Here is a 22,558-nt window from a genome sequence, read left to right as displayed (position 1 = left end):
CGGGATTTCCCCCGGGGCCGCCCTGTGGCGTGGCTAGTTATTTAGCTTTGATTGCCGCTTGGCATTAGGCGGCTGCGGCGACCTTGTCGGCCGCGGCCTTTTTGCTGTCGCCGTGACCCTGGCCCTCAAAATGCTTGTAGCACCAGCTGGTGACCAGCGGGGTCAAAATGGCCGTCACGATGGCGCACGCTGCAACCTGCGCCGTAGCCGTCGCGAGCACGGCGCCACCGTACATGGCCTCGTTGACACTCGCCATGGCGGCAGGCGTGGCCACATTGGCTCCGGCGCAGCTCGAAATGGCCGCACCTGCGACACCCGTACCGCCCGTAAGCTTATCGACCGCGATGACGGGAATTGCAAAGACCACCGAGCAGATCACGCCGAGCAGGATGCCGGGAAGACCGCCGTTGATGAGCTGGCCAAAGGTCATGGTCGAGCCCATGGCAAAGAAGACGAGCACGATGATGGCGGAAAGTGCCGGAGCCATCATCTTCTTAAAGCTCGGGAAGAGGTTACCCAGAATAATGCCGACGACGATCGGCAGGATGGCGCCCACGAGCGACCAGCCGATCGGAGCCTGGCCAGCAGCGCCGAGCACGATCATTGTGACCGGAGGGCCGACAACGAGTGTGGTGATGGCGACGGCGCCACGTTCGGCCTCGTTGCCCATGGTGCCCATCAGACCAGCGTACATAGCGTTGTTGGCGCCGGTGCAAGCCGCCAGCATCACCATGGCAGAGATGCCAAACAGGTTGTCGTTGAATACATAAAGGATGAGCAGCGACACGGCAACGACCACGATCTGCTTGACCGCGATGATGATGGCGCCGCGTGCAGCGGCGGCAGGAGCACTTTTAAACGAAATCGTCGTACCGACGATGAGCAAAAAAGCGCCCACGAGCGGGCTTGCACCCTGCTGGGTCATTCCAAGCGTAAAGCTGCCGAGCGTCTTGAACAGGTCGGGGAATAGCGTGTTGAGCAAGCAGCCCAGCAAAAGCGGCACCAAAATATTGGCGCCCGGGATGGAGGACATCTTAAAGAACGGCTCCTTTGCAGCCGGCGCCTCCACCGCAGTCGATTCACTCATATATATCTCCTTTGGATGCATGCGAATCGTAGCCGCACGCGCCTATGTCAGAAAGAAGGCGACAACCCCGAGTCGCCAGGGTCGCCGCCAAACGATTACCGCGGGGTATTACCCGTCCAGGACGATGCCGCCGTCGCAGTCACCGATCTCGCCGTTCACGAAGCTGGCGAGGTCGGAAGCGAAGAACAGCACCATCTGCGCAGGCTCGCTGGCCTGGGCGGCGCGACCCAGAGGAATACCGTTGATGATGCGCTGAGAGTTCTCGTCAGAAAGGATCGACGTCATGTCGGTAAGCGTGAGCGACGGGCACACAGCGTTGCAGCGGACGCCGAACTTACCGCCCTCCTTGGCGACCGCCTTGGTAAGGCCGTTGACACCGGCCTTGGAGCTCGCGTAGGCCGCGGTGCCGAGCAGGCCGCCGCCGATCTTGCCAGCAACGGAGCTCACGTTGACGATAGTGCCGGCATGTGCCGCCTTAAAGTGCGGGTACACGGCATTCATCATGGTAAAGGTGCCGTTGAGGTTGATGTCGATGGTGCGACGCCACTCGGTGTCGTCGATCTCGTCAAACTTCTTGGTGCTGATGACGCCGGCGCAGTTGATCAGGATGTTGGTTTGCGGCAGGTCCGTAAAAATCTGCTCGACGGTCTCGCGCGCCTTGGGCGCATCGGCGACATCGAGCTGATAGAACTTGTTGCCCTCGCCAAGCTCGGCCACAGCCGCCTCGCCCTTGGCAGCGTTCCTTGCGATGAGCGCGACGTGTCCGCCGCCTGCAACGATACCCTTGGCAATCTCGAGGCCAATGCCCTGAGTGCCACCGGTAACGATCGCGGTTTTACCCGTGAAGTCAAATGCCATGACTCCAACCCCCTTGATTCAGGTGTCTCCTTGCGGGAAGTTGGAGCATCGCACATGGCGATAAATGAGTCCCAGTCGTCATGGTGGTGACAACCCCTCGCCTAACCGCGGGCATGATAGTTCTTTGAAACGCTTCAGCAATTGAATTATTTTAAGTCTTTATGCGCTCTTTATATTGCCTAGTGGCCAAGTAGATTTTTAGGACATGTCCAGAAATCTACCGAATAGGATGGTTAAGTGGGGGTATCTTTTTTCACCGGAAATAGTTTCTAGTGTTAGGGGTTTTCGGTGAAAGATACCGATTTCCGTGAACTTGGGCGTCAGCTCCTTACCGAGTTCGGCAGCATGCATCAGCGCATTTCGCGCTTTGCGGACAAAGCCCTCAGTGGCGAGATGGCCGTCATGCGCGCCCTCATGCTCGCTGGCGGTTCGCTCACGCCAAGCGAACTCGCCGATCGTGCCTGGGTCTCGAGCGCCCGCATCGCCAATATCCTGCGCGCTCTCGAAGCCAAAGGCTGGGTCGAGCGCGAGCACTCAAAGACCGACCGTCGTCGCGTACACGTCACGGTGACCGACAAGGGATTCCATGATCTCGAAATCAAGCATCGGGAATTCGAGGACCGCACCGCGGCCTTCCTCGAGCAGCTCGGCGAAACAGATACCCAAGAGATGGTGCGCCTTCTTAGGCGTGCCAACGAAATTATCGACCGCAATCAAGAAAGGAGAGATGCCGAGTGAGGATTCTCAAGCTCTTTAAAAAGCATGTCCTGGCACTGTTCGCAGCTATCGTACTTATCGTAATCAGCTGCAACGCCGATCTAGCGCTGCCTACGTATATGAGCGACATCGTCGACGTGGGCGTGCAGCAAGGCGGTATCGCCTCGCCCGTACCTGACACCATTCGCACCGAATCGCTCGACGACCTCGAACTCTTTATGAGCGATAAGGACGCCAAAGCTGTGGAGGCCGTGTTTAGCAAGGCGGATAATAACGGCATTCGAACGTACAAGGGCACCGAGGAAGAGCGCGCCGACGGCGGCAAGATTGCCGACATCGTGAGCCTGCCCGAGACCGTCGTCCTTTCGTTCAACCAGGGCATTGACGCCAACTCCATGGATGACATGATGGGTTCGTCCAGCGAGAATAACAACAACGCCGCCCAGGCCATGCCCACCCCCGAGCAGATGGCGGCAATGACGCCCGAGCAGCTCGCCGAGATGCAGCAGAAGGCCGCAGCAGCGCAGAACATGCAAAAGCAGATTGATACCGACGGCGGTAAGATCACCATGAAGAGCCTGCGCCTAGGCGTTGAAGGCGGCCTAATCGACCAGGGCAAGCTCGTCGAGGGTGCCAACGATATGGCGGACAAAATGGGCTCCATGTCGGGTTCCATCGTGACCCAACGCGCCGTGAGCTATGTACAAGACGAGTACAAGGCGCAGGGCATCGACCCCGCCGACGTGCAGAACGCCTATCTGGGCCGCATGGCAACCACGATGTTTGGTCTGTGCCTGATCTCGCTCATCGCCACCATCCTGACCGGCGCCGTGGCCTCGCGCACCGCCTGTTCCATCGCACGCGACCTGCGCCGCGAGACCTTCAACAAGGTTATGCACTTCTCGCCGGCCGAGGTGGGCAAGTTTAGCCAGGCCTCGCTCATCACCCGCTGCACCAACGACATTCAGCAGATTCAGATGGCCGCAACCCTGTTTATCCGCATGTGCCTGATGGCCCCCGTCATGGGCATCGTCGCCGTCATGCGCGTCCTGGCCAACCACACCGGCCTGGAGTGGACCATCGCCGTGGCCATCATCGCGGTCTCGGCCGTCGTCGGCGTGCTTATGGGCCTCACCATGCCCAAGTTCAAAAAGATGCAGAGCTTTGTGGACCGCGTGAACCTCACCGCCCGCGAGCTGCTCGACGGCCTTATGCCCATCCGCTCGTTCAACCGCGAGGAGCATGAGCTCGAGCGTTTTGACAAGGCTTCGCTCGACCTAATGACCACACAGCTCTACACCAATCGTGCCATGAGCTTTATGATGCCGCTCATGATGCTCGTCATGAACTGCATCACCGTGCTTATCGTCTGGTTTGGCGCGCAGGGCGTGTCCGATGGCGTGATGCAGGTCGGCAACATGATGGCGTTTATCTCCTATACCATGCAGATCGTCATGGCGTTTATGATCCTCACCATGGTTTCGGTCATCCTGCCCCGCGCCGAGGTCGCAGCCGAGCGCGTGGAAGAGGTCATCACCTGCCCCACGAGCATCAACGACCCCGCCTCGCCCAAACTGCCCGCGGCCAGCGCACCGCGCGGTGAGCTCACCTTCCGCGACGTGAGCTTCCAGTATCCCGATGCCCGCGCCGACGTCATTAGCGGCGTGAACTTCACCACGCATGCCGGTCAGATGCTCGGCATCATTGGTTCCACGGGCTCGGGCAAGTCCACGCTCGTTCAGCTGATTCCGCGCTTATACGACGTCACGGGCGGCAGCATTTCGCTCGACGGTATCGACGTGCGCGATATGACCCTTTCCGAGCTTCGCCGCCGCATTGGTTACATCCCTCAGCAGGGGCGTCTGTTCTCGGGCACCGTGGAGAGCAACCTTAAGTTTGCCGGCGACATGGTAAGCGACGAGAACATGCACGAGGCCGCGCGCATCGCCCAAGCCGAGGACTTTATCGCCGAGCGCGAGGGCGGCTACGACTCCCCCATCAGCCAGGGCGGCTCCAATGTCTCGGGCGGTCAGCGCCAGCGTCTGGCCATCGCCCGCGCGTTGGCAAAAAAGCCCGAGGTCCTGGTGTTCGATGACTCGTTTAGCGCCCTCGACTACAAGACCGACGCGCGCCTGCGCGAAGAGCTTGCCAAAAACGTTACCGACGCCGCGCTCGTTGTCGTAGCCCAGCGCATCGCGACCATCATGCACGCCGACCAGATCATCGTGCTCGACGACGGTCACGTGGTGGGCACTGGTACGCACGAGGAGCTGCTGCACAGCTGCCCGGCGTACCTGGAGATCGCACAGTCGCAGCTTTCCGCCGAGGAGCTGGGGCTCACTCAAGAAGAAATTGCAGCCGTTATGGAGGGAGGCGAGCACTAATGGCAGACGAGACCAAGACTCAGATTCCCAAGCCCACCCGCCAGCGCGGTCCCATGGGCCGCATGGGTGGCATGGGCCGCGGCGAGAAGGCCAAGGACTTTAAGGGCGCCATGCGGCAGTTGCTCGGCTATATCGGTCAACACAAGGTTGCCGTGCTTGCCGCCGTCGCCTTTGCCGTGTGCTCGGTCGTCTTTAACATTGTGGGACCCAAGGTGCTCGGCCAGGTTACGACCAAGCTGTTCGAAGGCCTGGTCGCCAAGGTCAACGGTACCGGCGATGTCGACTTTGCCTGGATCGCCAAGACGCTCGGCTTTTTGCTCTGCCTGTATCTGGCAAGCTCTGTTTGCAGCCTCATCCAGGGCTGGCTCATGACCGGCGTCACGCAAAAGATTTGCTACCGCATGCGCAAGGAGATCGCCGCCAAGATCGCTGTCGTGCCGATGAGCTACTTTAACGGACACAGCAAGGGCGATGTGCTCAGCCGCATCACCAACGACGTCGATACGCTGGGTCAGTCGCTCAACCAGAGCGTGACGCAGCTCATCACGTCGGTGACGCAGATTATCGGCGTGCTCGTCATGATGCTGTCGATCAGCCTGCCGCTTACCGGCGTCACCGTGCTCACACTGCCGGCCGCCGCGATTATCCTGACCGTGATGATTCATTTCTCGCAGCCGTACTTCCGCGAGCAGCAGCAGGTCCTGGGCACCGTCAACGGCATTATCGAGGAGGACTTTGCCGGCCAGAACGTCATTCAGGTGTTCGACCGCGCCGAGGCCTCAATCGAAGAGTTCGACCGTCAAAACGACCGCCTCTTTATTAGTGGCTGGCGCTCGCAGTTCCTGTCGGGCCTGATGATGCCGCTTATGAGCTTGGTGGGCAACATGGGCTACGTGGGCGTCGTCGTGGTGGGCGCACAGCTCGCGCTGACCGGCAATGCCACGCCCGGCGACATCCAGAGCTTTATCCAGTACGTTCGCAACTTTACGCAACCCGTGCAGCAGCTGGGCAACGTGAGCAACACGATGCAGTCTATGGCCGCTGCCACCGAGCGCGTCTTTGAGTTCCTGGCCGCGCCCGAGGAGGAGCAGAAGGCCGACGCGCAGATTCCCGAAAAGCGCCCTGGCCATGTGGAGTTTGACCACGTCAAGTTTGGCTACACGCCCGACAAGACCATCATCCACGACTTTAGCTGCGAGGCACAGCCCGGCCAGACCATCGCCATCGTCGGTCCCACCGGCGCCGGCAAGACCACGCTCATTAAGCTGCTACAGCGCTTCTACGACGTGGACGGCGGCTCGCTGCGCGTCGATGGCGTCGACGTACGCGATTGGGACCGCGCGGCACTGCGCGGCGAGTTTGCCATGGTGCTGCAGGATACGTGGCTGTTTAACGGCACCATCCGCGAGAACATCCGCTACGGACGCCCCGATGCAAGCGATGCCGAGGTCGAGGCCGCTGCACGCGCTGCACGCTGCGACCACTTTATCCATACGCTCGCCGGCGGTTACAACTTTATGATCAACGAGGAAGGCACCAACCTTTCGCAGGGCCAACGCCAGCTCGTGACCATTGCCCGCGCCATTTTGGCCGACCGCCCGGCGCTTATTTTGGACGAGGCGACATCCAACGTCGATACCCGCACCGAGGAGCTTATTCAGCGCGCCACGGATGCGCTGATGCAGGGCCGCACCAGCTTTGTTATCGCACACCGCCTGTCCACGATCCGCAACGCCGACGTGATCTTGGTAATTCGCGACGGCGACATCGTCGAGAAGGGCACGCACGACGAGCTGCTCGCCCAAGGCGGCTTCTACGCCGACCTGTACAACTCGCAGTTCGACGAAGCGGCGTAAATTCTGCCGCAGGGAACGAATAACACCCGAGAACGGGGGCGCAGGACAACTTGCGCCCCCGTTTTTTTGTTCTGCGACCCTCAAACCGCCTCCCCTGGGACCAAATCGACGACCTCTTCCGAGCCACGTGGCATCATTCCATTCCAGGGCCAGCCAACGTTTGCCCAGATAAAACCTGCCAAAATAAACCTGTCCCTTTTTGGCAGGTTTTGGGGTGACGAGGGCTTGCACTTTAGCGTGCGACAGCGGATAATGCCGAGCATTCGACAATGCACACTTTGTCTTATTTGATTGAGGAGGCCCCGTATGGCCATGGAATTCAAGCGCAGGTTGCCGATCCCCATGGAAATCCGCGAGGAAATGCCGCTTTCCGCCGATCTTACCGCCAAAAAACAGGAATTCGACGCCGAGGTCGCCAAGGTCTTTACCGGCGAGGACGCGCGCAAGGTGCTCATCATCGGCCCGTGCTCTGCCGACCGCGAGGACTCGGTGCTTGAGTACATGAACCGACTGGCCAAGGTCGCCGAAGAGGTCAAGGACAAGCTCATCATCATTCCGCGCGTCTATACCAACAAGCCGCGCACCAAGGGCACTGGCTACAAGGGCCTGCTGCACAACCCCGACCCCGAGGCTCCCGACGACCTGCTCGAGGGCGTCAAGGCCATCCGCCATATGCACCTGCGCGTCATCGAGGAGACCGGTTTCTTTACCGCCGATGAGATGCTCTACCCGTCCAACTACCAGTACCTCGTCGACCTGCTGAGCTACGTCGCCGTGGGCGCGCGCTCGGTCGAGAACCAGGAGCATCGTCTGGTGTCGAGCGGCATTTCGGTGCCTGTGGGCATGAAGAACCCCACCGCCGGTTCCACCACCGTTATGCTCAACTCCATCTACGCCGCCCAGGCACATCAAAGCTTCATCTTCCGCAACTGGGAGGTCGAGTGCGACGGCAATCCGCTCGCGCACGCCGTCATGCGTGGCTACATTGGTCTCGACGGTCGTACCTACCCCAATTACCACTACGAGCATCTGGAGCGTCTGGCTGAGCGCTATACCGGGCATGCCGGCTACGCCAACCCGGCGGCGATCATCGACTGCAACCACGACAACTCGGGCAAGCGCCCGCTGGAGCAGCACCGCATCTGCAAGGAGGTGCTCGACAGCTGCCGCCGCAACGAGTCCATCTCCAAGCTGGTCAAGGGCTTTATGATCGAATCCTACCTGGAGGACGGCAACCAGTCTGTCGACGGCGGCGTCTTTGGCAAGTCCATCACCGACCCGTGCCTGGGCTGGGAAAAGACCGACTACCTCATCCACGAGATCGCAGAGCGGGTGTAGGTTGCGGCGTTTTACCAAACGCCGTAACCTGCCGACGCTGCAAACCCGCCAGAACGGCAATATGCCTTTCAGCTTCGACGGCATGACCAAAAGGTCAATGCCGCCTCGCTTCAAGGCACCTTGCTCGCGTGTACGGGTTTTCGCTGACGTTTTTCTACCAGCGTCGTTGCCAAAGCTAGCACTTGGGGACGCTCCTTTTGGGGTAGTCGTTGGGGACGCTCTTGTTTGACTAGTCGTTTAAGAACGTCCCCAACGACTACCGGGGGAGTTGCCTTCCCTCGCGGCGGTCTTCTAGCAGAAAAACCAAGTGAGTAGGCTTTTTGCAGGAGGCCAAGCACGCCCCAAAACGCCACAGCTCTGACCTGCGGTTTTATTGAGCATTTGTCGCGATGTGCTCGGCAGGTTCAAAAAAGTCTACTCACTTGTATCTGAGACGCACCCGGTTGGAAAAAACCGCCGCGAAAGGGCCCCTGGTCCCTTCGCGGCGGTCATACGCCTCTGATTTTGCGACGATTTTGCCCGCTTGTTATTCGCTGTAGCGGGTGGCTATGGCAGCTCGCACCATTCCGGTGCTCATGAGGTAGGTCACCAGGAAGTAGCCACCGTATGCTGCTAGGAAGATTGCACAGGTGAGGCCCACGGTGCCGCCGATGCTCATATTTCCGAATATGCTCACCAGCTCGATGATCACCTTAAGTGCCACAAAGGAGTGCGCCAGGCCCACTGCCAGCGGGAACAGGAAGAATACCGCTTGCTGCGCCATCACCGAATGTCGAATCTGGCGGTCGTCGCAGCCGATCTGTGCCAGCACACGATAGCTGCGGCTGCCGTCGGCCACGTTGGAGAGTTGCTGGATCGACAGAATCGCCGCGCATGCAACGACCAATACAAAGCCAATGTAGATGGCTAGGTAGCTAATAAGACCGTTCATTTGCGCTGCTTGGGCGTACATCTCGGAGCGTGTGATGAAGGTTCCCCACGAACCCGGCTCCTTGCCGTCAACGAGCAGATTGTCGAGCAGAGTGTATTTAATGCTCTCGTCTGCCTCGGTCGTATCCATCCCCTGTTTGTAGTTAACGAGCAGGCTACTGGAATACGGCTGCAGATTAAGTTGGGACAACAGCTCGTCGGCAACGACGACGGTACCCGGATTACTGCCCATCGCCGAGTTGGCGATGGCCGCCGTGTCCTCGTCCGACTTATCGGTTGCGGGCTTGAGCGTATGCCCGCCCAAGGTAAGGGCATGGCCGCCAGCCATATACTTGGTGTACAGGTCGACCAGCTCACCGCCCATATCACACGTAAGCAAGTACTGGTCGCGGCCAATGCTCACCGGCTCCTCGCCCATCATCTGACGCAGCTTGTTGTACTGGCTCGCCGGCGTCACAAACAGACCTATCGCATCGGGCTTGCTACCCCCGAACGCCTTGGGAAGCTTTTCGCCCATGGTCTTGCACATCTCACCCGCAGACACCGAAGGGCTCGAACCGCCAAACGGGTAACTTAGATACGAATCGATCTGCACATGCTCACCGGCAACATCGGCGATATTGACCTTCTTGACGGTCTCGTCGTTGTTGTCCGCCGACTTGTCCTTACCGTGCCATGCGGAGTACAAATCGACCGTACTATCGGCCAGCACCATGCGATCGGCCTCAGACGGATTGACATACTCTTTGTAGTAGTCGAGCGTATCGGGCGTGTAATAGACATACGTCTGCGACATATCGGCCGGCGTATAGCGCTCCAGATTCTCGTTCATCACATTGGCAATCGACATACCGCACGTCACCGAGGTGATGGCCAAAAACAGGAGCATCGCGATGACGCCCATCGAAAAGCACACCGTGTTGACCTTGGCCGCAAGCTGGCGCACGATAAACATGTTGAGGCCGCGCCAATACACGCCGCGCAGGCTCTGCAGCAGCTTGATAAGCATGCCCGAGAGTCCCCAAAACAGGGCAAAGGTACCCACGGTAACCATAGCGGTCGTAATGCCAAACTGGTTCATGGCCTCTTGCAGCTTGCTGTCCGTCGCGGTTAGCGGGAACCCATCACGTAGCAGACGGTAATAGGCCACGCCCACAAGCACCACGCCCACGGCAAAGATGGCAATCGCGATCCAGGGGTTGCGTGTCTTGATGCTCTCGTTGCGACGCTCGGCACCCATAAGCTCGATGAGTTTGGTACGACGCACGGCGCGAAGGTTCAGCAGTAGCGTGAGCACAAACATTACGAGCATGCAGGCAAGGGTCAGGTTGAACGCATGCACCGAGAAAAAGAAGTGGAAATTGGCGATCTGTGTCTTAAAGAGCGAGGCCGTAAAGAACGTCATGAGCTGGGAGAGTCCCACACCCAGCACAATGCCGGCGACAAAGGCCACAACCGATACTATCACGGTCTCGAGCGCCATGATCGTGGCGACGCGCCCGCGCCCCATACCGAGCACCTGGTACAGGCCAAACTCCTTCTTGCGGCGTTTCATGATGAAGTTATTGGCATACACCATCAAAAAGGCCATGACACCGGCCAAAAAGTACGTCAGGTAGCCGAGCATGCTGCCCATAACCTGCGCCAAGCCCTCTTCATCGATTCCGGCGATGTCGACCTGCATCGAGATGGTGTTAAAGGCATAGAAGACCGTGACGCCCAGGGTGAGCGTCAAAAGGTAGACGAGGTAGTCGCGGCCGGCGCGGCGGACATTGCCCCAAGCGAGTTTACAGAGCATCGGCGCCCTCACCGCCCATCATGGCAACGACCTCCATAATGCGGTCGAAGAACTCGCGGCGGTCGGTGTCTCCGCGGCGCAGCTCGGTGAAGATCTTGCCGTCGCGAATAAACAGCACACGGCTCGTGTAGCTGGCGGCAAAGCTGTCGTGCGTGACCATGAGCACGGTGGCGCGCAGGCGGCGGTTAAGGGCCTCCAGGCTCTCGAGCAGCAGGCGAGCGCTCTTGGAATCGAGGGCACCGGTGGGCTCGTCGGCCATGATCATGGTGGGGTCGGTGACGAGCGCGCGAGCCGCGGCAACGCGCTGCTGCTGACCGCCGGACATTTGGTAGGGATACTTGTCGAGCACCTGACTGATGGACAGGCGCGCTGCCACATCCTGCACGCGGGTCGAGATCTCTGCCGAGTTTGTGCGGGCGATGGTGAGCGGCAGGGCGATGTTCTCGCGTGCCGTGAGCGTATCGAGCAGGTTGGAGTCCTGGAAGATAAAGCCAAGCTCCTCGCGGCGGAACTGCGAAAGCTTAGCCTGCTTCATGCGCGTCACGTCCTGGCCGTTGATGCGGATCGTGCCACTTGTGGCACTATCGATGGTCGACACGCAGTTGAGCAACGTCGACTTGCCCGAGCCCGAAGCGCCCATGATGCCAACGAATTCGCCGCGGTTGACGGTAAAGCTGACGTCGTTGAGCGCGCGGGTCACGTTGCCCAGCGCTCCGTATACCTTTTCGAGATGCACGACTTCCAGTACCGGGGTCGCCATGTGCGTGGTTTGCATACCGAGTCCTTTCTTGCGATTAGTCTACGGCATCTATAGTCGCAAGAAGCCGAGTCGGCTACCATCGATATCGCTTACGCTTGCCTTACCGTTGCGTAAGGTAGGGGTAGTCTTTTTGGGACGGGGCTTTTTTAGCTACCCTATCCGTAGCCTCCGAAGCATGAGGCCGCATTTGACATAGGGCAGCTAAAAAAGCCCCGTCCCAAAAAGACTACCCAAATGAGCTGCCTTGTCATGTGTTGATGTTAAGGGAGGACTCCTGTTGAAGACTGTTCATGTTGCCGCTGGGATCATTCGCAAGGAAGGATCCGATGAGCTGCTTGCCGTGCAGCGCGGCTACGGCGACATGCAGGGACTTTGGGAGTTTCCCGGTGGCAAGCTTATGCGCGGCGAGACGCCCGAGGACGCCGTACGCCGCGAGCTCATGGAAGAGCTGCAGGTAAAAGTCACCAACCTGCGCGATTTCTATACCGTTGAGTATGACTACCCCGATTTTCATCTCTCCATGGAGTGCTACTACTGCTCGCTGGCTAAAGAATCCGATGAGCCCCAGAAGCACGACCGCCAGCTCGATATCCGCTGGATTCCGCGCACCTCGCTTGCCACCGTTGAGTGGATGCCCGCCGACAAAGGGCTTATCGATGCTCTGATTGAGCTGAAGGAAGATCGGCTTGAGGCCAACGGCGCCGCCGATGACGCCACGCCCAACACGGCCGACAAACCCGCCACCAAGCCCAAGCGCGCACCTAAGCGCCGCAGCAAAAAGCGTCCCAAGCCCGGTCTGCTCGACGGCATCGATACCTCGGACCTCTCCGCTGACGAGCGCGAACTGGTGCGCCGTCGCGCCGCTATAAAAAAGTCCATGAAGGGCAACAAGCGCGCCAACACCAAACCCGAGCTGCTCGTTCGCCAGCGCCTGCGGGCAGCGGGCCTTACGGGATACCGTCTGGAATGGAAGGTACCCGGCAAGCCTGACATCGCCTTTCCCGGGCGCAAGATCGCCATTTTCGTCAACGGCTGCTTTTGGCATCGCTGCCCTAAGTGCAATCCGAGCCAGCCCAAGCGCAATGTTGAGTTTTGGGAGGCAAAGTTTCGCCGCAACGTCGAGCGCGACCGAGCCGCCATCGACGCGCTTACCCGAATGGGCTGGACACCCATCACCGTCTGGGAATGTGAGCTCAAGAAAGACCGCATCGACGCCACCATGGAAAAGGTCATCGAACAGGTACGCGCCGCCGCACCGCAGCGCTAACAGCGATCATTCACACGCTCCGCACGTCCGCGCCACAAACCTTAGAAAGCCCTTAAGCTCAAAACCTTTCAAGAGTGTTATTCGATACCTTTGACCTGCAGTTTCACTGTTATAACAAACCTGATTAAGCCTTTCTTTAGCGCTTCTTTGCAGCAGCCGCGGCATAATACAGCCAACGAACGGGACCTAGCAGCACACCCCGTGCGCAACCTTTTGGTGGACATCGAGGAGGCCGCATAAGCATGCATTCTTCCAATGACGCAGCACAGCAGCCATCCCTAAAACATGCAGACCTTTTCTCCTTCCCCCCCCCGACACAGAGAAACGGCCTCCTCGACTCCCCCACCACAAAAGCCAAACGCTCAACCGATCAGAATCTCAACTTGCGAGCATCGTTCGAAAAGCTCCAAGCATCCCTAAACAAGTCATTCCCCAACCAAGCCCGGGCATACTAGTCCCCCATCAACAAAGAGGCCCTAACGCCCCACCGATTTCCGCCCCAACGCCACAAGGGCGATTGAGCAGGGCCGTCCGGAAACGGAAAAGGGCCTATCTCTCAGAACATTCCGCAGGACGGAGGAAGCCCCGCAGCGCGTAGCGCACAGCGGGGCTTCCGACATGTCCGAGGACGTTCTGAGAGATAGGCCCTTTTCCGTTTCCGGACGGCCCGGTGGGATCAGAGTACCCTTGCTGTTACTCTGCTTTGCCCACAGAGTTGAGGTTGGTCATGCGGATCTTAACCAGCTCGGTGATCTCACGCATGCCCTCCTTGGCCGGCTTCTTGGGATCGAAGCAGGCGGGGTTCTCGGCCATGTAGGCCATGAAGCCCTTGGTGTAGGCCTGACGCAGCTCGGTAGCGTAGTTAACCTTGCAGATGCCGTTCTTCACAGCCTCGGCAACCTGCTCATCGGGCACACCGGAAGTGCCGTGCAGAACCAGCGGAACGTCGACGGCGTCGCGGATGGCCTTGACCACGGACTGCTCGATGTGCGGATCGCTCGTGTACACGCCGTGGCTGGTGCCAACGCCAATGGCCAGCGAGGTGCAGCCGGTGCGCTCGACGAACTCCTTGGCCTCGGCAGGATCGGTGTAGGGGCTCTCGCCCTCAACCGCGGGACCGTCGTCCTCCTTGCCGCCAACCTTGCCGAGCTCGGCCTCGACGGGCACGCCCATGGCGCGGCCGGCGTCGGCGACGGACTTGGTCAGGGCAATGTTGTCCTCAAAGGACTCGTGCGAGCCGTCGATCATGACGGAGGTGTAGCCCGTGCGGAAAGCCTGCATGCAGCGGTCATAGCCATCGCCGTGATCGAGGTGCAGAGCGACGGGCACGGAAGCGCGCTCGGCAGCGGCCTTCACCATGCCGTAGAAGTAGTCCAGACCAGCGGTCTTGATGGTGCCCGGGGTGGTCTGCATGATGACGGGGGACTTGGTCTCCTCGGCAGCGGCCAGAACGGCCATAACAAACTCGAGGTTCTCGACGTTGAACGCGCCGACGGCGTAGTGGCCGGCCTGAGCGTCCTTGAGCATCTTTTCGGTGGTAACAAGTGCCATGAGCGTTTGCTCCTCTCCCTCGCCCGCATCTGGACATCGGGCGTAGTTGTTCACAAGGCGTTTTACCTTGCGTTTTACTGCGCCCATTGTATGAAATTCAGCGGCTTTGCACGTGCGAGATATTGAGTCCATGCAGGCCAATACAGTCGTTTTTGAAAAGTAAACGGAAGGAATCGGAACCGAGTGGGCGTGTTCGATATTGAATTTTGAGCGTTTAGCGTCTTTCTTTTATAGAAAAGATAAGTAATCGAAAGGTGTTTTCTTACTCAAAAAGAAAATGAACGAAAATAGAGTCAACACAATTCCTGCAAATTTAGCCGAGAATGGAGCAAACATGGCCCAAGCTACCAACCGTGCTTTTGCTGACGAGCGCCGTACCGCCATTATGGAAATACTCGAGCATAACGCCTCGGTGCAGGTAGCAGAAATCGCCCAGACCTTTGGCGTGTCCTCCGTCACCGCCCGCGCCGACCTGGACGCGCTCGCCGAAGCAGGCAAGCTGCGTCGCACACATGGTGGTGCCGTATCGCTCCACAAACGCCTGACCGTCTCCACGCAAGATCGCCGCATCAATGTCAACGTCGCCGCCAAGCAGGCCATCGCGCAAAGCGCCATCGAGCTCGTTAATAACGGCGACACGCTGCTCGTCGACTCGGGCACCACGGCGCTCGAATTCGTCCGGCTCCTCGATCAGCGCGACGGCATCACCGTTATCACGGCCGACATTACCATCGCCGATTATATTGACGAGAGCATGCCCTCGGTCGATGTCGTCATGCTGGGCGGGGCACTGCGCAAAGGTCATCGCTATCTGTACGGCCCACTTACCATGCAGGCGCTCCAAATGGTCCACGCCGACCTTGCCATCATGTGTCCTGGCGCTTTTGTTCCCGGCTGCGGCTTTACGACCGACTTTCCGCAGATGGCCGAGACCAAAGCGGCTATGGTCGGTGCCGCCCGTCAAAGCGTCGCCCTCATGGACGCCAGCAAGGTCAACGGACGCGGCATGTACCGTTTTGCCGAGCTTGCCGACGTCGACATCATCGTGATGGACAGCGACCCCGACGCCGCCGTCGCCACCTCAATCGCCGAGGCCACCGATAGCGCACGTCCAGCCCTCATCATCGCCGGCGCTTAAACAAAAACCACCACAAAGGGCCTGTCCCTTTGTGGTGGTTTTGCCCGTTAAAAGCGAAATATCGCTACTTGGAAAGCTCGTCGGCGAGGGCCTCGATCTGGGCGCGCGATGTGTCGTTGAGCGAGCCCAGCACGGTCACCTTGTTCTGCGCCAGGGTGATGTCCTTCATGCCCTCGAGCTCCTTGGTCATAACCTTGGCAGCGGCGGGCGTCCAGGAACCGGCCTCGACGAGCGCCACGGTGCGGTTCTGGTAGGCATGCTCGGCGAGCGTGTGGATAAAGGTGCTCATGAACGGGAAGATCTCGCCCTGATAGGTGATGGAGGCGAGCACCAGGCGGTCATAGCGGAACGCATCCTCAACGGCCTCGGCCATGTCGTCGCGAGCCAGGTCAAAGACGGAAACCTTCTGACCGCGAGCCTCGAGCGCAGATGCGAGCTCCTCGACGGCAGCCTTCAGATGTCCATACACACTCGCATAGGCAATCGTGATGCCCTCGTCCTCGGGCTGATAGCTCGACCAGGTGTTGTAGGTGTCGAGGTAATAGCCCAGGTTCTCGGTAAGGACAGGACCGTGGAGCGGGCAGATGATCTGAATATCCAGATCGGCAGCCTTTTTGAGCACGGCCTGCACAAACTTGCCAAACTTTCCCACGATGCCAAAGTAGTAGCGGCGAGCCTCGCAAGCCCAGCCCTCGGGATCCTCGATGTCGTTGGCGCCAAACTTGCCAAAGCCGTCGGCGCTAAAGAGCACCTTGTCGGTGGCCTCATAGGAGAAGAGTACCTCGGGCCAGTGAACGTTGGGGGCGCCGATAAAGGTCAGGCTGTGGCCGCCCAGGTCGAGCACATCGCCCTCTTTGACAACCATTTTGCGCTCGGGGAAGTCGGTGCCAAAGTAGTTGACCATCATGCGGAAAGCACCCATGCTGGCCACAATCTGCGCCTGGGGATAGCGCTCCATAAAGGCGGCGATACCGGCGGAGTGATCAGGCTCCATATGATGGATGACCAGGTAGTCGGGCGTGCGGCCATCGAGCGCGGCCTCGAGGTTGCCGAGCCACTCGTCGACAAAACCACCGTCGACCGAATCGGCGACAGCGATTTTATCGCCCAAGATAACGTAGCTGTTGTATGCCATACCGTTCTCGGACACATCGTACTGGCCCTCGAACAGGTCAATGTCGTGATCGTTGACGCCAATGTAGCGGATATCCTTGGTGATCTCCATCAGGCACAGCCTCCTAGATAGACACAATAACCTGTCTATAATAGCACTTGGCAGCATTCCAAATGTTGTCTGCCGGCATCCTTACCGATTGTTATTGAAATACGATGAATCGCCGTTTACCTGCGCAAACTATGAGCGTGGCATCGCTGTGCTATGTCGAATAATGAGCTGGCCGGGAATACGGATAGCAACGGTTTTGCCCGCCGTACCCGCCTCGGGAACCGCGTGCTCAAACACCTCGCGTCCACGCTGATGTAAATCGAATCGAACGGTCGTGAGCTCGTTATGCGCGACAAAGTCGTCGAGCGAATCGTCGACGCCCACCACGCTTACGTCCTCGGGCACGCGCAGGCCGCTATCACGCAGCGCGGCAATCGCGCCATTTGCCATCTGATCGTTTGCCGCATAGATCGCCGTCATGGTGCGATCGTGCTCGGCCAGGTACCTGCCGGCCTCGTAGCCGCTGTTGGCAGACCAGTCGCCCTCGAGCGGCGCCTGTGGCTTAATGTGCTTATGCTCGAGCGCATCCTGCCAGCCGGCGCGACGAAATTGCTCGTCGACCGAGAACGACGGGCCGCCAATATAGCGAATTTGCTCGTGCCCCAGCTCAAACAGATGATCCATAAGCAAGAGCGAGCAGCCGTAATGGTCGGAGTCGACCGTGGTCACCCGCGGGTGCGCGTACATGGTAACAATAACCGTGCCAATGCCCGGCAGCGGATCAAACGTCTCAAAATCGGGCGCCATACGGCTCATACCGATGATGATGCCGTCCACCGGCAGCGCAGCCATACGACGCGTGGCCTCGGCAAGCGAAAACTCCTCGGTCTTGGACATCTCGACCAGCGTGATGGCGCAATTATGCTCGCGAGCAGCGCTGGCAATGCCGTCGATCATTGAGAGGTTGCCAAACTTGGTGATATCGTTGACGCACAGACCGACCGAATGGTAACGGCCGTCGCGCAGCGAGCGACCGGCATAACTCGGACGAAAACCGAGCTCTTGCATAGCGGCCTGCACGCGCTGGCGCGTCTGCTCGTTAACGTTGGGCAAGCCGTTGGCGACGCGCGAAACCGTCTGCTGCGAAACACCGGCAGCGCGGGCGACGTCGGCCATGGAGACCGGACGCGTACCCGTATCGTTGGACGAGTGCCTTGCCACAGAATCACCTTCACCCTTGCGAAATTTGAATAGCGTGCATGCCGACCCGGGCAGAAACACACCCCGCGCCGAAGCCCGCTATCGTCGGACGCATGTTAACGTACTCTACTTTTTCTATCTGCATCTCTTCTGCTTTATAAGTTCATACGGCATTACCGTTCACGGCTGTAATTCTACCGACTACCAGATTCTCAAAAAGTGACAAGCGATCTGTTATGAGTACGTTAACATAGCCCGTAACGTGCGGCATCGTGAACACTTGGTTCATACCGCTTCAAGTTGTTAACGTACTCGTAGCGACGCAAAACTCACCCGTGCGCGCCAAGGAAAGGACTCCCATGACCACCCCCGACGAAAAGACACTCACCATGCTCACCAGGCTGTTTGAGGAGGAGTTTGGACCAATCGGCGACCGCCAGGTACTCTACGTGCACGCACCCGGCCGTTCCGAGATCAGCGGCAACCACACCGACCACGAGGGCGGCCATGTTATCGCCGGCTCGCTCGATGTCGCCGTTGACGGTATCGCCGTGGCAACCGACTCCAACAAGGTCCGCGTCGCCGACGAGGGCTATCCTACGTTTGAGATCACGCTCGATACGCTAGATGTTCAGGAATCCGAGAAGGGCACGTCCGCGAGCCTCGTCCGCGGCATGGCCCACGAAATCGCCGCTCTGGGTGTTGAGCCCCAGGGCTTCGACTTCGCCTTCACCTGCTCCGTCCCCTCGGGCGGCGGTCTTTCGAGCTCTGCCGCCGTCGAGGCGGCGTACGGCCGCGCCATGGAGACGCTCTGGGGCGCGCCCGCCATCGAGCCCGTCGCGCTCGCCCAGATGAGCCAGCGCACCGAGAACAACTACTATGGCAAGCCCTGCGGTCTTATGGACCAGGCCGCCGTGTGCCTGGGCGGCCTCGCCTACATGGACTTTGAGGACCAGGCTCAGCCTAAAACCCAGAAGCTCGAACTCAACTTTGAGGATCACGGCTATGCGCTCGTGCTCGTTAAGGTTGGCGCCGACCATGTGGCAGCTACCGACGACTACGCCGCCGTTCCGCGCGAGATGCAGGACGTCGCCGCCGAGTTTGGCAAGACACGCCTGTGCGAGGTAAACGTGGCGGATTTTGACGCCAAGCTCCCCGAGCTACGCGCCAAGCTGGGCGACCGCGCCTGCCTGCGCGCCGTTCACTACTGGTACGAGAACGGCCTGGTCGCTAAGCGCTGGGCAGCCCTTAGCGCCGGCGACATCGACCAGTTCCTGGTCCTGACGCGCGAGTCCGGTGCCAGCTCCGCCATGTACCTGCAGAATGTCGTCGCCAAACTGGGCTCCGAGCAACCTTCCATGTATGCCTTGGCGCTGGCCGAGCATGTGCTCGACGGCCGCGGCGCCGTCCGCATCCACGGTGGCGGCTTTGGTGGCACTATCCAGGCCTTCGTGCCGCTCGACCTGGTCGACACCTTTATCTCCAAGATGAACGGCTGGCTGGGCGAGGGCTCTGCCCGCCACTACGCAATTTCTGACAAGGGGGCTTACGCTGCATGGCTGTAATGACTGATGTGCGCGAGGCCGCGCAGGGCCTGATTGAGTATGCCATCCATCGATCGATGATCGGACAGGATGACCGCATCTGGGCCTACAACACCATTCTGGAGTGCATCGGCGCCACGGGTCCCGCGCTCGACATGGCTTGGGCGATGCAGAACGAGAAGCTCTCGCTCTTGCACCCCGATACGCTCTCCGATTTTGACCTGGAGGGCACGCTTGCCGCGCTTTCCGAGGACGCCGTTGCCAACGGCGCTGCCGAGGACACGGCGTCGGGCCGCGACCGCATCGCCATGCGCATCATGGGCGCGCTCATGCCGAGGCCTTCGGTTGTAAACGAGGAGTTCAACGGACGCATGGGCGTCAACGAGCCCCGCGCCGCGACCGACTGGTTCTATGGTCTGTGCTGTGACGCCGGTTACGTGCGCCGCGCCGCCATCGCGCGCAATATCAAATGGAGTACCCCCACCAACTGGGGCGACCTGGAAATTACCATCAACCTGTCGAAGCCCGAGAAGGACCCGCGCGACATTGCCGCGGCCGGCGCCGCAAAGAACACGGGCGAGAAGTATCCCGCCTGTCAACTGTGCATCGAGAACGAGGGCTACCCTGGACGCTCCGCCGCAGCCGACGGCGGCGCCCACCCTGCTCGCCAGAACCTGCGCGTTATCCCCATTCAGCTCAATGGCGAGCGCTGGGGCTTCCAGTACAGCCCGTACGCGTACTTTAACGAGCACTGCATTGCTATGAGCTCCGAGCATCGCCCGATGCACGTCGACCGTAAGGGACTGACCTGCCTGCTCGATTTTGTGGACCAGTTCCCGCACTACTTTATTGGCTCCAACGCCGACCTGCCCATCGTGGGCGGCTCGATTCTGTCGCACGACCACTTCCAGGGCGGCGCGCACGAGTTCCCCATGATGCATGCCGCCGAGGTCTCGCAGTTTAACGTGCCCGGCTTTGACCAGGTCAGCGGCACCGTGTTGCAGTGGCCGCTTTCAGTGCTGAGACTGCGCTCGCACGACCGCGCCCAGCTGCTCGACGCCGCCGAGAAGATTATCCTCGCCTGGCGCGAGTGGACCGATGAGTCTGTGGGCGTCATCGCACACACAGCCGACGGCGTGGCGCATAACACTGTGACGCCCGTCATCCGCCGCGTCGACTCTCGCGGCAATGCCGGCGGCGAAATCTACGAGGCCTACCTGGCGCTTCGCTGCAACATCACAACCGACGAGCATCCGCTGGGCGTATTTCACCCGCATGCCGAGTACCACCATATTAAGAAGGAGAACATCGGCCTGATCGAGGTCATGGGCTTGGCCATTTTGCCGCCGCGCTTGGTTCCCGAGCTCGGCGCTGTCCGCGAGCACTTGCTGGCAGCCAAGGCCGATGTCAGTTACGACCTTGCCGGCGCGCTCGAGGGCGACGACCTTTGCCGCAGCCACGCCGCATGGGCCGAGGATGTCTTTGCCCGCCGCGCCGACGAGCTTACGGCGGATAGCGCCATCGACATCCTGCACGAGGAGGTCGGCATGGTGTTTGGCCACGTGCTCGACAACGCCGGCGTCTTTAAGTGGGACGAGGCGGGACGCGCCGCCCAACAGCGCTTTATTGACTCGCTGTAATGATCCCTTGGGGACGGAGGAAAACGGATCATTTCGTCTTCAAGACAACGGCGCCCGCCGGCAACATCGCCGGCGGGCGCCGTTTTTGGTGCAAGGGCAGCTAATTTGGGACGGGGCTATTTTGACTACTTTGCATCTAGAAGTAGTCAAAATAGCCCCGTCCCAAATTAGCTGCCTCTCATGAGAGTGGAAAATCTCCCACTCTAAGCCCGCTTGCGAGCCCAAAATGGGAGATTATCCACTCTCGTTTTGTTCGGTGCGCCGTAACTCTAAAGTTCGGTTACCTCTACGCTGTTGTAGACCTCGTCCCAGCGGTCCATGACCAGGTGGCCGGTCTTGGGATCCATGGCGTTGAGCTTGCCGCAGGTATTGGCGGTCTTGAGCACGGTGACGTCGTCGGCGCCGGCAGCAATGGCATGCGCAAAGCCGGCGATGGTCGAGTCACCGGAACCCGTCGCGTTCACAGCCGCAATCGCAGGCGTCTTGGCGCGGAACGCGCGGCCCTCATGGAAGCCCACCGAACCGGCAGCGCCCATCGAAACGACAACCCAGGGAATACCGGCAAAGCGGCCATCGGCGGCAAGCGCCTCGCGCAGAGCATCGACATCATCGGTCTTAAAGGACGTACCCAGCAGGCCGTTAATCTCGGTCAGGTTGGGCTTTACGAGCTCGGGCTTAGCGTCGGACTCCAGCGCGGCCTCCAGCGATGCACCCGAGGTGTCGAGTAGCACCTTGGCGCCCGCCTCCTCGGCGATCTTGACGAGCTCGGCATAGTAGCCGGCATCGACACCGCGCGGCAGCGAGCCCGAAAGCGTCACAACGTCCGCCTTCGCTGCAAGCTCGGCAAACTTGGCCGTAAAGGCCTCGAGCTCGGCCGGGGCGATCTGCGGGCCGCTCTCCAAAAGCTCGGTCTGATTACCCTCGTGCAGAATATTCAGGCAAATGCGCGTCTCACCGGCGATGGGCACAAAGTCGTTCTTGACGCCATCGGCATCCATGAGCTCGGCCATATAGGCACCCATGTGACCGCCAAGCAGGCCAGTCGCGAGCACGTCGTCGCCCAGCTGCAGCAACACGCGGCTCACGTTGAGGCCCTTACCGCCAGCGGTCTTTTCGGGCGTCACGCGGTTCACGTCGTCGATGATCAACTTGTCGAGCTGATAGCGCGTATCAATCGACGGGTTCATGGTAACGGTCAGAATCATATTGAACTCCTGTTTAGAAAACCGGCCCGCGCCCCATCACAGAAACGCGAGCCGTCAATTAAAAAGCTGCAGAATGCCGGGTCCGTCAATAACGAAGCACACAAGCTCAGCAAGCAAACG

16 protein-coding genes are annotated in these 22,558 nt (G+C 59.8%); 8 read left to right on the top strand and 8 right to left on the bottom strand.

The genetic code is table 11. The annotated features are described in order from the left end of the window. Nucleotides 1-64: 64 nt before the first annotated feature. Both ACTQW0_RS02055 and ACTQW0_RS02050 read right to left on the bottom strand, forming a co-directional pair. Nucleotides 65-1,087 (bottom strand): 2-keto-3-deoxygluconate permease, encoded by a 1,023-nt coding sequence (locus tag ACTQW0_RS02055; protein WP_441566700.1) that lies wholly within the window; start codon nucleotides 1,085-1,087, stop codon nucleotides 65-67. A gap of 108 nt (nucleotides 1,088-1,195) precedes the next feature. Continuing rightward, on the bottom strand, nucleotides 1,196-1,945 hold the full coding sequence (locus tag ACTQW0_RS02050) for an SDR family NAD(P)-dependent oxidoreductase (protein ID WP_006234857.1): 750 nt from the start codon (nucleotides 1,943-1,945) through the stop codon (nucleotides 1,196-1,198). 288 nt (nucleotides 1,946-2,233) lie between these two features. Here ACTQW0_RS02050 and ACTQW0_RS02045 point away from each other — a divergent pair, with 288 nt between their 5' ends. From ACTQW0_RS02045 to ACTQW0_RS02030, 4 genes are all read left to right on the top strand, one after another. Beyond that, entirely contained in the window at nucleotides 2,234-2,683 is a 450-nt protein-coding gene (locus ACTQW0_RS02045) for a MarR family winged helix-turn-helix transcriptional regulator (protein WP_154514934.1), read from the top strand. Continuing rightward, entirely contained in the window at nucleotides 2,680-5,046 is a 2,367-nt protein-coding gene (locus ACTQW0_RS02040) for an ABC transporter ATP-binding protein (protein WP_427795520.1), read from the top strand. Before ACTQW0_RS02045 ends, ACTQW0_RS02040 begins: the two co-directional genes overlap by 4 nt. Then, the gene (locus ACTQW0_RS02035) at nucleotides 5,046-6,902 is read left to right on the top strand and encodes an ABC transporter ATP-binding protein (RefSeq protein WP_154514936.1); all 1,857 of its coding nucleotides are present in this window, start codon (nucleotides 5,046-5,048) and stop codon (nucleotides 6,900-6,902) included. The genes ACTQW0_RS02040 and ACTQW0_RS02035 overlap by 1 nt, the downstream gene beginning before the upstream one ends. 306 nt (nucleotides 6,903-7,208) lie before the next feature. After that, nucleotides 7,209-8,240 carry a 3-deoxy-7-phosphoheptulonate synthase gene (locus ACTQW0_RS02030; protein WP_441566697.1) on the top strand — a complete coding sequence of 344 codons (1,032 nt, stop codon included), beginning with the start codon at nucleotides 7,209-7,211 and terminating at the stop codon, nucleotides 8,238-8,240. A gap of 526 nt (nucleotides 8,241-8,766) precedes the next feature. Here ACTQW0_RS02030 and ACTQW0_RS02025 read toward each other — a convergent pair. After that, a complete protein-coding gene (locus tag ACTQW0_RS02025; protein WP_441566695.1) occupies nucleotides 8,767-10,968 on the bottom strand; it encodes an FtsX-like permease family protein in 2,202 nt (733 codons plus the stop codon). After that, complete coding sequence (locus tag ACTQW0_RS02020) at nucleotides 10,958-11,743, bottom strand: ABC transporter ATP-binding protein (protein WP_441566693.1); 786 nt, start codon at nucleotides 11,741-11,743, stop codon at nucleotides 10,958-10,960. Before ACTQW0_RS02020 ends, ACTQW0_RS02025 begins: the two co-directional genes overlap by 11 nt. Nucleotides 11,744-12,005: 262 nt before the next feature. Between ACTQW0_RS02020 and vsr the strand changes: the two genes are divergently transcribed. Beyond that, a complete protein-coding gene (gene vsr, locus ACTQW0_RS02015; RefSeq protein ID WP_441566691.1) occupies nucleotides 12,006-12,995 on the top strand; it encodes a DNA mismatch endonuclease Vsr in 990 nt (329 codons plus the stop codon). Nucleotides 12,996-13,688: 693 nt separating this feature from the next. Here vsr and ACTQW0_RS02010 read toward each other — a convergent pair. After that, nucleotides 13,689-14,546: a class II fructose-bisphosphate aldolase gene (locus ACTQW0_RS02010; protein WP_022095149.1), complete on the bottom strand. Its 858-nt coding sequence runs from the start codon at nucleotides 14,544-14,546 to the stop codon at nucleotides 13,689-13,691. Nucleotides 14,547-14,880: 334 nt separating this feature from the next. Between ACTQW0_RS02010 and ACTQW0_RS02005 the strand changes: the two genes are divergently transcribed. Continuing rightward, nucleotides 14,881-15,684 carry a DeoR/GlpR family DNA-binding transcription regulator gene (locus tag ACTQW0_RS02005; RefSeq protein ID WP_441566689.1) on the top strand — a complete coding sequence of 268 codons (804 nt, stop codon included), beginning with the start codon at nucleotides 14,881-14,883 and terminating at the stop codon, nucleotides 15,682-15,684. Between the two features lie 64 nt (nucleotides 15,685-15,748). Here ACTQW0_RS02005 and ACTQW0_RS02000 read toward each other — a convergent pair whose 3' ends face one another. Further along, nucleotides 15,749-16,909: an FprA family A-type flavoprotein gene (locus ACTQW0_RS02000; RefSeq protein ID WP_427795508.1), complete on the bottom strand. Its 1,161-nt coding sequence runs from the start codon at nucleotides 16,907-16,909 to the stop codon at nucleotides 15,749-15,751. A gap of 129 nt (nucleotides 16,910-17,038) precedes the next feature. Beyond that, a complete protein-coding gene (locus ACTQW0_RS01995; protein WP_154515200.1) occupies nucleotides 17,039-18,025 on the bottom strand; it encodes a LacI family DNA-binding transcriptional regulator in 987 nt (328 codons plus the stop codon). Between the two features lie 383 nt (nucleotides 18,026-18,408). Between ACTQW0_RS01995 and ACTQW0_RS01990 the strand changes: the two genes are divergently transcribed. Both ACTQW0_RS01990 and ACTQW0_RS01985 read left to right on the top strand, forming a co-directional pair. Continuing rightward, nucleotides 18,409-19,614, top strand: coding sequence for a galactokinase (locus ACTQW0_RS01990; RefSeq protein WP_441566686.1), 1,206 nt, complete (start codon nucleotides 18,409-18,411; stop codon nucleotides 19,612-19,614). After that, nucleotides 19,605-21,233, top strand: a complete 1,629-nt coding sequence (locus ACTQW0_RS01985) for a UDP-glucose--hexose-1-phosphate uridylyltransferase (RefSeq protein WP_441566685.1) — start codon at nucleotides 19,605-19,607, stop codon at nucleotides 21,231-21,233. The genes ACTQW0_RS01990 and ACTQW0_RS01985 overlap by 10 nt, the downstream gene beginning before the upstream one ends. 269 nt (nucleotides 21,234-21,502) lie before the next feature. Here ACTQW0_RS01985 and ACTQW0_RS01980 read toward each other — a convergent pair whose 3' ends face one another. Beyond that, nucleotides 21,503-22,438 carry a hexose kinase gene (locus ACTQW0_RS01980; RefSeq protein WP_441566683.1) on the bottom strand — a complete coding sequence of 312 codons (936 nt, stop codon included), beginning with the start codon at nucleotides 22,436-22,438 and terminating at the stop codon, nucleotides 21,503-21,505. Between the last annotated feature and the right edge of the window lie 120 nt (nucleotides 22,439-22,558).

The sequence above is a fragment of the Collinsella sp. LCP19S3_B7 genome (genome assembly GCF_052121795.1).
Lineage (GTDB): Bacteria > Actinomycetota > Coriobacteriia > Coriobacteriales > Coriobacteriaceae > Collinsella.
The sequence above is the reverse complement of the archived record's forward strand: the minus strand, read 5'-3'. Positions and strand labels throughout refer to the sequence as shown.